Annotated in this window: 8 protein-coding genes; 2 read left to right on the top strand and 6 right to left on the bottom strand. The window is 37.3% G+C overall.

Going from position 1 to position 11195, the window contains the following annotated elements; translation table 11 throughout:
* Positions 1-95: 95 nt before the first annotated feature.
* The 3 genes from cas2 to cas9 are packed head-to-tail and all read right to left on the bottom strand — an operon-like array spanning position 96 to position 5652.
* A complete protein-coding gene (gene cas2 / locus A3GM_RS0105370) occupies positions 96-428 on the bottom strand; it encodes a CRISPR-associated endonuclease Cas2 (RefSeq protein ID WP_018362369.1) in 333 nt (110 codons plus the stop codon).
* Entirely contained in the window at positions 428-1360 is a 933-nt protein-coding gene (gene cas1 / locus A3GM_RS0105365; protein WP_018362368.1) for a type II CRISPR-associated endonuclease Cas1, read from the bottom strand. The genes cas2 and cas1 overlap by 1 nt, the downstream gene beginning before the upstream one ends.
* Positions 1357-5652: a type II CRISPR RNA-guided endonuclease Cas9 gene (gene cas9, locus A3GM_RS0105360; protein ID WP_018362367.1), complete on the bottom strand. Its 4296-nt coding sequence runs from the start codon at positions 5650-5652 to the stop codon at positions 1357-1359. Before cas9 ends, cas1 begins: the two co-directional genes overlap by 4 nt.
* Positions 5653-6426: 774 nt before the next feature.
* On the opposite strand from cas9, the gene A3GM_RS0105355 reads away from it, so the two are divergent.
* Together A3GM_RS0105355 and A3GM_RS0105345 are read left to right on the top strand one after the other, a co-directional pair.
* The gene (locus A3GM_RS0105355; protein ID WP_018362366.1) at positions 6427-6864 is read left to right on the top strand and encodes a hypothetical protein; all 438 of its coding nucleotides are present in this window, start codon (positions 6427-6429) and stop codon (positions 6862-6864) included.
* A 299-nt stretch (positions 6865-7163) separates the two neighbouring features.
* Entirely contained in the window at positions 7164-7385 is a 222-nt protein-coding gene (locus A3GM_RS0105345; RefSeq protein ID WP_018362364.1) for a hypothetical protein, read from the top strand.
* A gap of 7 nt (positions 7386-7392) precedes the next feature.
* Here A3GM_RS0105345 and A3GM_RS0105340 read toward each other — a convergent pair whose 3' ends face one another.
* The 3 genes from A3GM_RS0105340 to A3GM_RS0105330 form a co-directional block, all read right to left on the bottom strand.
* A complete protein-coding gene (locus tag A3GM_RS0105340) occupies positions 7393-8148 on the bottom strand; it encodes a succinate dehydrogenase/fumarate reductase iron-sulfur subunit (RefSeq protein WP_009228115.1) in 756 nt (251 codons plus the stop codon).
* Between the two features lie 134 nt (positions 8149-8282).
* The gene (locus A3GM_RS0105335; RefSeq protein ID WP_018362363.1) at positions 8283-10265 is read right to left on the bottom strand and encodes a fumarate reductase/succinate dehydrogenase flavoprotein subunit; all 1983 of its coding nucleotides are present in this window, start codon (positions 10263-10265) and stop codon (positions 8283-8285) included.
* Between the two features lie 46 nt (positions 10266-10311).
* Positions 10312-10995 carry a fumarate reductase gene (locus tag A3GM_RS0105330; RefSeq protein ID WP_025830043.1) on the bottom strand — a complete coding sequence of 228 codons (684 nt, stop codon included), beginning with the start codon at positions 10993-10995 and terminating at the stop codon, positions 10312-10314.
* Positions 10996-11195: the final 200 nt, after the last annotated feature.

The following is an 11195-nucleotide window of genomic DNA, read 5'->3' as shown; positions in this document are numbered from 1 at the left end:
TAATTGAGTTTCAAGAATATATCTCCTGTTTATGTAAAATAAAAATTGCAACAAAAAAGAGTCCCAATATTAATATTAGGACTCTTTTTTATATTCTAAAATAATTCAAGTTGCACCCCAGGTGTGTTCGGTTTTTGCGGCTCAGAGCTACTAAATATCTCTATTTCACCAAATTGTTTATCCGTTATAACAATAATACAAACCTCTCCTGAGCGTGGAATAAAGGATTTTACACGTTTCACATGTACTGCAGCATTCTCTCTACTGGCACAATGTCGGACGTAAATAGAATACTGAAACATGATAAAACCATCTTTTACTAAATTCTTTCGGAAAAGAATATAGTCCCGCTTTTCTTTTAAGTTGGTGGTTGGAAGATCGAAAAGAACCATTACCCACATAATTCTATACTCGCTTAATCTTTGCATTAAGGAAAAGAAGGATAATATATTTTACGGCTTTCGCCACTATAACACTTTGCAAGACTTGCTGCTGTTTGTGCTGCTGCAATCATTAAAGGACTGTGTTTGCCTGCTATTGAAACATCAATAACGGGTATTTGCAACATTTCTCGCTTATAGTCTAGAGTTAATTCTGTAGGATTTCCTAACTTTTGAATTGTTTTTATTACCCAATCGTCTACAAATGGGCAATAAGGTTCCATAATATCATCTGCCAAGCAATAATCATTATTGTGATTACGACGATGGATTCCACACACAGGTAGCAATCCACTTCCTATCAATGCACGAGCAATAACTGCACGCAAGATAGTATATCCATAATTAAGTAGTTCATTAATGGGTGAATATTTATCGCTTCTTATGAAGTTTAGACTATCTGGAAAGATGTGTTCCCAATAATAAAAATCTGCTTGTTCTTCGTTATTATCTGCATCATCACTCTTCACACTACGTGCTAACACATGAAGTGGAGAAGCTGTTTTTGATGTATTTCGTTGCAAACAAAAGGCTTGATTTTCTATTTTTGCTTTGATCGTCTGTTGCCATAACTGCTTATTGACAGGGATATTTACTTCTAATTGACTGCGAAAGCGTTCTTGATGCAATGTATTTCCTACTAAAGGGAGCAACATTCCCTTAAGAGTTTGCTCTTTATCACATGTTATAACGGCAACGGTATTCTCGAGTAATGCAGCTAAAGCACCTTGTGTAATAGTGATTTCTGCATGATCAAGCACCATTATACCTATATCTTCGATAGGAATAGTTCTAACTATGTCTTTCTTTATTATACCTGGCGCATCCTTCTCTCCCACTTTTTGTTGTTGAATAACCAACTGGTCATTACGAAGTGAGAGATAAGAAGGATTGCCAAAGTATAATGTTTTCTTAATCATCGATGATTGAATATAATATTATTACCCTTTATAACGAAGTCGTTATGCTCGCCCATTATCAAGAATTTAATAGTTTTAATTCCACAACGAGCAGCTACAGGTATCTGAGAATAATCCTTAATAGATTCTCCCATTTCCTTATTTGCGACCATATGATTGGTCATTCTTACTCTTAAACCATCATTCTCAAAACCATTTACCTTATATAATCGTCGTTTTAAGTTCACAGGATCCATGTCATACAATTCTTCTGGAGTATTTTCGTATAGCAATATCATATCACCTTTACGCAACTTATAAGCCAACTCTAATCTATTTCCCTTTTTATCTGTAATGAATTCAGGAATATCTTCTATTCCAGCCTTACGATGTTGAGCAATGTCATATAAACTATATATTCTATATTCTTTATTTTTTCCATTGGTATAACAACACATTGTGTATAAATCACCGACAGCAGCATAGAAATATTGCTTATATTCCTTTGTTGATTTATTGGTTTGTTCTTTTATTTTCAGTGCAGTTTTAACCGCATAGCATCTCACGTGTCTTATTCTATGGGTCTTTATATTATGTTCTTGGTTTTTTCCTTTCTTTATCATGTAGATACCTTGTTCACAAGCATCTTTGAAAGAGGTTCCTTCAGGGAACTGTTCTTTCATCAATTTAAAGAGATTCTTATCTACAATCACCTTTTCAAGGTCGTCCCAAGAGGCAAAACCTGTATCTTGTGGTGATTTTTTATGTTTTAGTTCTCGACGTATTACATACCAAATAGTGGGGTCTATCTTTGGTTTACCATCATTAAAGAGAACATTACCGTCTTTATCTTTTGCGTATTGTGTGATAGCACCATAATAACTTGCAGCATGAATTTCTCCTCTTAGGGTATCTCCTGTTTGCCAAATAGGATGCTCTTTACCTCCAACGACACGTCCTCTTCTTCTCAATCTCTTGTGAGAAGGGGTTAAAGTTTGGTCTTTTACACAATGATTGATGATGATTTTATCATTGATAAAGTTGCCAAGTTGTGAGATTTCACCACCAAGTTTGCAATCTGCAACCTCTTTTTTAAGCTTTGCCTGCAAGCCTTCTAAATCTTGTTTTAAGCCTTCACAGACATCTCCAGAGCAGTTTTTAAGTATTCTTTCCTTCTCTTGCACTTTATAAAAGAGTTCAAGAATACGTTCTCTTTTTGCAGCAGTAGGTATCGTTGTTAAGATAGTTGCATCAATAGCGTGATGCGAATGTAATGTACGATCTTTCTTTTCCTCTACACTTTGCACTCCAAGTATCTTTCGGAACTCTGCAGTTGTGCTTCCTCTCTGCACCTCTACATTTTCAAAAACACTCTTTAGATATAGAGTTGCATGTCGAGTGATGATGCGGGTGTCTACCAATTGACTATTTTTAAAGCCATCAGTAACCTCAAGAATGGTAAAACGTTGCAACTTATCTCGCCAATATTGCAACTCCATTTGCCAAAGAAGTTTCTCTTTTGTACATTCATCTTTACGGTCTTTCATTTGCGCACGTCGTGCTTGAACTTTCCAATATTCGACATTTCTAGAGAGTCTTTCTATACGTTTCTTCCATTTTTCCAATCTAGGTTTTATCGCAGTGTATAGCTTTCCATCGATTGTAACATCCTTTTCGTAATTCGGCATTGCCGTTGGAATGTTATTTTTCTTAATAAAACGGTTATAATGAGCCTCGCATAGTGTCATATTTTGGTCTGAATTATCAAAACTAACACTTGCAGGAATGGTGTGTTCGAGGTCGAATGCATTAGAATCGAAAAGATTTGACAAGCTAATAATTCGTCCAGTATATAGACATTGACCGCCTTGTTCTAGCCAATATTTATACTTTTGAATGTCTTTACTATAAGTTCCGATTTCTTTTTTAGACTTATAATTATCTTCTTCGCATTGTTCTATAACATAACGGGCCTTGTCTACATCTGTATCTGTTATGCCATTGGGCTTTGAATAGAATTCTTCAAGAATCTTTTTTATCTGTGCATTCTCATCTCTTCTTGTCTTTTGATACTTTTCTAAAGCCCATTTAGCATTAGCATCGTTCAACTCACGAGCTGTTTCCACCACAACTCTCGTTTCACTAGGCACTAATACTCCATCATCTAACAACTGATTCACTCTCCTTCGCAAGTTATTGAGTGTTCGCATCACTGTTGGATTCTTTATTGCGCCTATATTTGGATCGCCCAAACGTAGATTTTGTTCAGACTTATCCAGCAAAATTGGACGATAAATCGCTATTTGTGAAGGATGATACAAACGCTCCCATTCCCTCTTTTCAACAGAAGGATATTCTTTTGAGAGTAATTCTACTAATCGCTCGCCTAGCTGTGGGAGCTCAATATAATTGCGTTTGTAACTAGCAAAGAATGCTTGATATCCGCTTCTAACCCCTTCTAATATAGAGATTTGTTCGTCGGCATCCATCAATTCCCAACGTTGTTTTCCGATATTACTCTCTATGTGTTTGATAATCTCTCTTTCGTCTGACTCATCTAACTGGTATTCATAATTGTGATCAGCAAAGCGATGCTCTAGGCTTTCAGCTTTATAGTTAGCGATAAGCGAGTTAACAATGTTGCCAATTCTTTTCTCTTCGTTTACAACTTCTTCTAGCTGTTGTGCTTTTTTGATGATAGTTTGAATATCTTCATCCAACAATTCTAAGATATCGGGAAGCTTAGCAAGCAACACTGCATCTGAATATTTCAAGCCAAACAACAACATTCGATTAATATTTCGAATGGCTTTTTGACTCAACATTGCATATCCTTGAGGAATTGCCGACCAAAGACGCACTAATTCTGCAGCCTTTTTCTCGTCCCAACCCAATGTTTGTTCGGCAAAAACACGCACTTGTTCTGGATCTTCTGCATCATAACAAAGATGCCATACATCTTCTGCTGTATAACAAACCTGATGCAATGCATTATTAGACTTACCCTGCGTTTGTCGCTCTTTCGTTCCTATAACCTGGAAATTCTCCCAGTCTTCGCCTAAAACTTTTATCATACGGGCTGTTATTGGGCAACCTGCCACACTCGTATCATCTCTATAATTAATTGTTTTATCGTCCTTAGAAAGGGCTACTCCCCATTGTTTTTCAATGAAATGCCTAATTTCTTCGAACTTAAAATCTGCCTTAACTCTCGACAAGAAGAGTTTATTATAGATATTTATTCTCATATCCATTGGCAGTGGTTCTGCAGAATCTGAATCAGGCGACTTTGCTTTTATATTATTAATGAACGTCCAAGCACGGAATTTTTCAAATAAAGGATGACCTATTGGGCAACGTGGTTTGTTTGGTTCGAGTGTACATTTACCCACATTTCCACGCTGAGAACGCAAAGGACGCTTATAGAAAATGGTTCCAATACCTTGCTTTTCGCTTATAAGAGTATCTAATAATTCTGTTTGTTCAGATAATCCTTTCTGAAATTTAAATATTTCTTTAATCTCGTCTTGATGTTGCGAACGTATTGCTTTATATTCACTATTATTGCGAATTCGTATTCCTTCGTCTTCTAGTTGAGCAAAAGCGGCACCAACAGTTTTCAAATTATGCTCTTGCATATAGGCTAAAAGCCCCTTTGAAAGCTTTTCTTCAGAGGCTTTCATTGCATTAACAACATCAACATGTTCTTCTGTAAGAGCGCTATTCTTATTTTTCTTGCTGTCGTCTTCTTGCTTTTCTTGCTCTGCAATGGTTTCTCCTTTACTACTTTTAAAACCTCTATGTTGGGCAATGTGATACAAAGCTCGTCCTAGTTTATATCGATCGATAGGTTGATTAAAGTCTAATTGAACTGAAACCAACTCTCTTCTCAACTGGTATGGACTAGAATAATCGGGCTTTCCATCACCATTAAAATCAAGAATTATCCACGAATGGAAAGCTTTATCGTCAATAGGATATTGTCTGAAAAGTTTCTTTTTCTTATCATAAGTACGCCATTGCTCTAATGATTCTGGCGCCATAGGACACAAATTGTTTTTGATAAGCAAGTCGAGTGTAGCCCACAACTTGCGTCTACGACTGTCATTTAATCTACGACCTCTACGATGTGCCGAGCGATCGCTTGCTAAAGAATATTCTCTTCCATTAGTATTCTTGCTAACACTCGCATTAAAAATGTCAGAAGAAAAGAATTCTAACTGGTCTACTAGGTTATTTCCGAGGTCAGTATTTCGTACAGAAGTACCAATAGAGTTCGTTCCAAGGTCTATTCCAAAAATTTTTTGCGTCATATTTTTAAGGTTTTTATTTGTTTTTCCAAATAATAGTTTTATATTTGCACACAGATATACATGTGAAGACTTTTCACAACAAGGCTATAAGCCGAAGATTTCTTGCTCCTGCGGACAACCGTGGGAGCACTGTTTTTATATATAGCTTATAGTTATTCCCTATATCTTTCATTAAGTGTTGTCTTTTACAAAAGTAAGAAAATATTTTAAATAAAAATACATTAAGACAATATTTTTAACGTATCTTTCTATCATCAACTCCCCTACAATTAGCTCTTTCTATTTTTCAGCTATAAGATGTATAAACCGTCTGTAAAATAAGTCTGCCTTAAACTCAATGCAATTAGTACGTAAAAGCGGTGAGATTGGCGTGTAATTACAATGCTTTTGGAACACAATTGCAATGATTTTCGGACGCAAGAGGCTGTTTATAGAAAAATAAGGAGATGACACAAAGAAAGGGAACAAGGGATTAAAGCTTCTTTAAACTATCTTTACGGAGCTTTTATTGAATAGAACAGGGAAAAGAAATAAAAAAGAACAAATCCAAATGTCGTTATTCTTTCGCTCTAATGCGGTTTGCATTGTTCTGTGAAGACATAAAATTAAACGAGAAATGCCTGCGTTAAATAGGATAAAAACAATATCTGCATTTATTTTTTTTCCTATATTTGCAAAAAGACTATTACTTATTAAGCTGAAAAAGAGAATTTTCCTTTCTTTTATTTATGCTCTTTATCATACCATTTTATTAACCTATTAAACATAAAAAAGATGGACAAAAATTTTCTAAAACTTATTCCTTTAAGTCTTTTGGCTATATTTATTGCATCTTCGTGCGCTAAAAAAGACTCTCCATCGCAAACAAACAATAGCGTAAGAAATCGTGTATATGCTTCTGAGGCCGAAGAGGCAAAGGCACTATTGCTTAGTGTTGAAGAACTAAGACAAATGCCTAAAGAAATAAGAATAAAGAGAGCTGCTGCCCTTGCGCTAAAAAATTATGCCTTTTATAAAGACAGTGTATTTTACCTAAACATAAGTAAGGAGGAGGCAAAAAAGCTCGGTGTAGACGAGGATCTTTATGAAGAGATTATAGAAGGAATAAAGGATACTAACAAACAAATTAAAGAATGCAATGCTAAAGGAGAAAAGGTAATAATAGATACTACTGAAGTTGACAATATAAATTGTAAAAAGAAACATGGATGATAGAGAAAAATTAATGAAGCTTTGTAAATACTACAAAGGCGAAAAAGAGAACCCATACAAGGAAGAACAAAACAAAGCTTGTCTTTAGCATTGTTGTTACGATGCTCATCGCCTTTATTTGGCGTTTAGTGGCATAGGAAGTCACATCATATAAATATATTGCTCTCTAATGATTTCAAGTCGTCAGAGAGCTTTTTTGTATAGTTTTTTATCACAAGGCATTAATAATATAGTTCATTAAACTCTTTCTAAGGCGCTGAAATGATAAAAACAGGGAAAGTAAGGGGCGAGATATTTTAATGAAATACAGCGAAAATATCGAAGGAATACAGCTATTGGGGCTTTGTGAGGGTTCTGTACCTCATCTTTCTGCTACAACAATGGGTAACGGAATGATGAATAAGGGTACAAGGCAGCATTTTTTAGGCTCGATGTTCTACCTAATAAAAGGACGAGAGGGCATAAAAGGAAAAAGGACACCTATCTTTCTCAGACAGGCATCCTTAGTCTATTTTAATTAAAGCAATATTAGTCGTTTAACTTTGCCATGATGAACTCACGGTTTAGACGAGCGATATTGGCAATAGATTCGTTCTTTGGACACTCTGCTTCACATGCTTGAGTGTTTGTACAGTTACCGAATCCGAGTTCTTCCATCTTCAACATCATTGCCTTTGCACGACGTGCTGCTTCTGGTTTACCTTGTGGAAGAAGTGCAAGTTGACTTACCTTAGAACTTACAAACAACATTGCAGAACCATTTTTACATGCTGCAACGCAAGCACCACAACCGATACATGTTGCGCAATCCATTGCTTCGTCGGCATCTTGCTTTGGAATGAGGATGCTGTTTGCATCTTGTGGTTGGCCTGTGCGTACTGTTACGTATCCACCTGCTTGTATAATCTTATCGAAAGCACCACGATCTACCATACAATCCTTAATTACTGGGAATGCAGCAGAACGCCATGGCTCTACGGTTATTACGTCTCCATCATTGAAACGGCGCATATATAATTGGCAAGTTGTTGCTCCTGTAGCTGGTCCGTGTGGGTGTCCATTGATGTAAAGTGAACACATACCGCAGATACCTTCTCTACAATCGTGGTCGAACACAAATGGTTCTTTACCTTCTTCGATGAGTTGCTCGTTCAAGATGTCGAGCATTTCGAGGAATGAAGTATCTGTAGGGATGTCCTTCATTTCGAATGAATCGAAGTGTCCTTTTGCCTTAGGACCATTTTGACGCCATACTTTTAGCGTGAAACTTATATTTTTCTCCATATGGGTTTTATAGCTTATTCGTTTAGAGTTGTTATGTCGACTTGAGTGAAAACTGCCCTTTTAGGTGGCTGTTACATTACTGCTGTGCTCGATTATTTGTGAGCTGTCGACATAAGATGCACTCGTTAACTTAATTACGACTTATAGTTACGTGTTTGAACTTTAATTGCTTCATACTCTAATGGCTCTTTGATAAGCTCTGGTTCTGCTGTATCGCTGCCATTATATTTCCAGCATCCTACATAGAAATAGTTCTCGTCATCACGCTTAGCTTCTCCTTCTTCGGTCTGATATTCTTCACGGAAGTGTCCACCACAGCTTTCATTACGAGAGAGAGCGTCGTATGCTTCAAGTTCTCCCATGATGATAAAGTCACGAAGGTGAATGGCTTTGTCTAGCTCTACGTTAAGTCCTTCTTTGCTTCCAGGTATGAATAGGTTGGTATCGAACTCTTTTCTTAGTTCTTTCATCTTTGCAATACCTTCACGAAGTCCTTCTGCTGTACGGCCCATTCCTACGTGTTCCCACATGATATGACCAAGTTCTTTATGGATTGAGTCTACTGAACGCTTTCCTTGAATGCCCATTAGGCGATCGATTTCTGCTTGAACTCCACGCTCAGCTTCTTCGAATTCAGGAAGATCTGTAGATAAACGAGGCCAAATTGCTTGATCTGCAAGATAGTTTTGAATGGTGTATGGAAGTACGAAGTAACCATCTGCAAGACCTTGCATCAACGCTGAAGCACCTAAGCGGTTTGCTCCGTGGTCTGAGAAGTTACATTCTCCAATTGCGAACAAGCCTTCGATTGAAGTCATTAGCTCGTAATCAACCCAGATTCCACCCATTGTATAGTGGATTGCAGGATAGATCATCATTGGATTATAATACTTAACACCGTTTATTTCGTTTGCTAGTTCGCCTGGATTAACGTCTGTAATTTCTTCGTACATATCGAATAGGTTACCATAACGTTGTAGAATGGCATCTACTCCCAAGCGTTCAATACTTTCAGAGAAGTCGAGGAACACAGCAAGTCCTGTATTATTTACACCGAATCCCTTATCACAACGCTCTTTAGCAGCACGAGAAGCTACGTCACGAGGAACCAAGTTTCCGAATGCTGGATAGCGACGTTCAAGATAATAGTCACGGTCTTCTTCTGGAATGTCAGAGCCTTTCTTTGTACCTGCTTGCAAAGCTTTAGCGTCTTCGATCTTCTTTGGAACCCAAATACGTCCGTCATTACGCAAAGATTCAGACATCAAGGTAAGCTTTGATTGCTTATCGCCGTGTACTGGAATACATGTTGGGTGAATTTGAACGTATGATGGATTTGCAAAGTAAGCTCCCTTACGATAGCATTGGATTGCTGCTGTACAGTTACAACCCATCGCATTGGTAGAAAGGAAATAAGCATTACCATATCCTCCTGTTGCTATTACTACGGCATTTGCAGAGAAACGCTCTAGTTTACCTGTAACTAAGTTCTTTGCAATGATACCTCTTGCACGGCCATCTACAAGAACTACGTCTTCCATCTCATAACGAGTGTAGAGCTTTACCTTTCCTGCATTCACCTGACAGCTAAGCGCTGAGTAAGCACCAAGCAACAATTGCTGTCCAGTTTGTCCTTTTGCGTAGAATGTTCTACTTACTTGAGCTCCACCAAAAGAACGGTTTGCTAACATACCACCATACTCACGAGCAAAAGGAACACCTTGAGCTACGCACTGATCGATGATACTATTTGACACTTCTGCTAAACGATAAACGTTTGCTTCACGTGCTCTATAATCGCCACCTTTAACTGTATCGTAGAAAAGACGATAAACTGAGTCACCATCATTCTGATAGTTTTTAGCGGCATTGATACCTCCTTGCGCTGCAATAGAGTGCGCACGACGAGGTGAATCTTGTATACAAAAGTTAAGAACATTAAAGCCCATCTCGCCAAGAGATGCAGCTGCACTAGCTCCAGCCAATCCTGTTCCTACGACAATCACATCTAACTTTAATTTATTCTTTGGGTTAACCAAACGTTGATGTGCTTTATAATTGGTCCATTTCTCTGCTATAGGTCCTTCTGGAATCTTTGAATTTATCTGATTAGTCATAATCTTTAAATCTTAAAAGAAAGTAATTAAATTCTTACACACTGAATTAATGGCAGCATAAGCTAGGCGCACAGCCGAACGCAAACGCAAGAACTACAACGAGGAATCCTAACATTAAGATGGTAGAATATACCAAGCCGATAGCTTGCCAACGCTTAAACCAAACCTTACCATTAATACCTAAGGTGTGCATTGCACTCCAGAATCCATGAGAAAGGTGCAACCAGATTGCCACTATCCAAATAACATACAACACAACGTAAACTGGATTTGCGAATGTGTCTCTAATGTATGCGAAACCATCTGATGGAGAATGAGCAAATTCAACACCAATAATTTCTGCAAACATCATGTTATACCAGAAGTTAAACAAGTGTAGTAATAGGCCAAGAAGAATAATAATACCTAAAACTAACATGTTTTGAGAAGCCCACTCCACTTTCTTTGGTTTGTCAACAACAGCATAACGCTCGCTGCCTCGTGCTCTTCTGTTTTGTGCTGTCAAGATAAAAGCATACACAATGTGCAACATTGCAAGACCTGCAAGACCCATTGTAGCCACAACAGCATACCAGTTAGCACCAAGGAAATGACAAATCATGTTGTAACCTGCTTCTGAAAACAAAGCAACAACATTCATCGACATGTGGAATGTCAAAAATAGAATAAGCGCAATGCCTGTTACAGACATTATCACTTTTCTACCAATAGAGGATTTAAATAACCACATAATTGACTGAAAATTAATTATTTAATTGTTAGAATATATTCTTCTTGAAGCTTAAACCTGATGTTTAAGTTACAATTCTACGCTTCACAGCACCCCCATTTGTAGGTATATGAATCGTAAAACCGCTTGCAAAAATACTATATTTTGATGATAAATCAAAGCTTTTGACTAAAAATCCAATTTTATTCTGTACTTTTGTG

The sequence above is a fragment of the Hoylesella nanceiensis DSM 19126 = JCM 15639 genome (assembly GCF_000379965.1).
In the GTDB taxonomy this organism is placed as follows: domain Bacteria; phylum Bacteroidota; class Bacteroidia; order Bacteroidales; family Bacteroidaceae; genus Prevotella; species Prevotella nanceiensis.
The sequence above is the reverse complement of the archived record's forward strand: the minus strand, read 5'-3'. Positions and strand labels throughout refer to the sequence as shown.

Bases quoted from the DNA above. Each gene is read 5' to 3' on its own strand.
- A3GM_RS0105355 (WP_018362366.1), top strand. From the start codon at position 6,427: ATGGACAAAAATTTTCTAAAACTTATTCCTTTAAGTCTTTTGGCTATA.
- cas2 (WP_018362369.1), bottom strand. From the start codon at position 428: ATGCAAAGATTAAGCGAGTATAGAATTATGTGGGTAATGGTTCTTTTC.
- cas9 (WP_018362367.1), bottom strand. From the start codon at position 5,652: ATGACGCAAAAAATTTTTGGAATAGACCTTGGAACGAACTCTATTGGT.
- A3GM_RS0105335 (WP_018362363.1), bottom strand. From the start codon at position 10,265: ATGACTAATCAGATAAATTCAAAGATTCCAGAAGGACCTATAGCAGAG.
- cas1 (WP_018362368.1), bottom strand. From the start codon at position 1,360: ATGATTAAGAAAACATTATACTTTGGCAATCCTTCTTATCTCTCACTT.
- A3GM_RS0105340 (WP_009228115.1), bottom strand. From the start codon at position 8,148: ATGGAGAAAAATATAAGTTTCACGCTAAAAGTATGGCGTCAAAATGGT.
- A3GM_RS0105330 (WP_025830043.1), bottom strand. From the start codon at position 10,995: ATGTGGTTATTTAAATCCTCTATTGGTAGAAAAGTGATAATGTCTGTA.
- A3GM_RS0105345 (WP_018362364.1), top strand. From the start codon at position 7,164: ATGAAATACAGCGAAAATATCGAAGGAATACAGCTATTGGGGCTTTGT.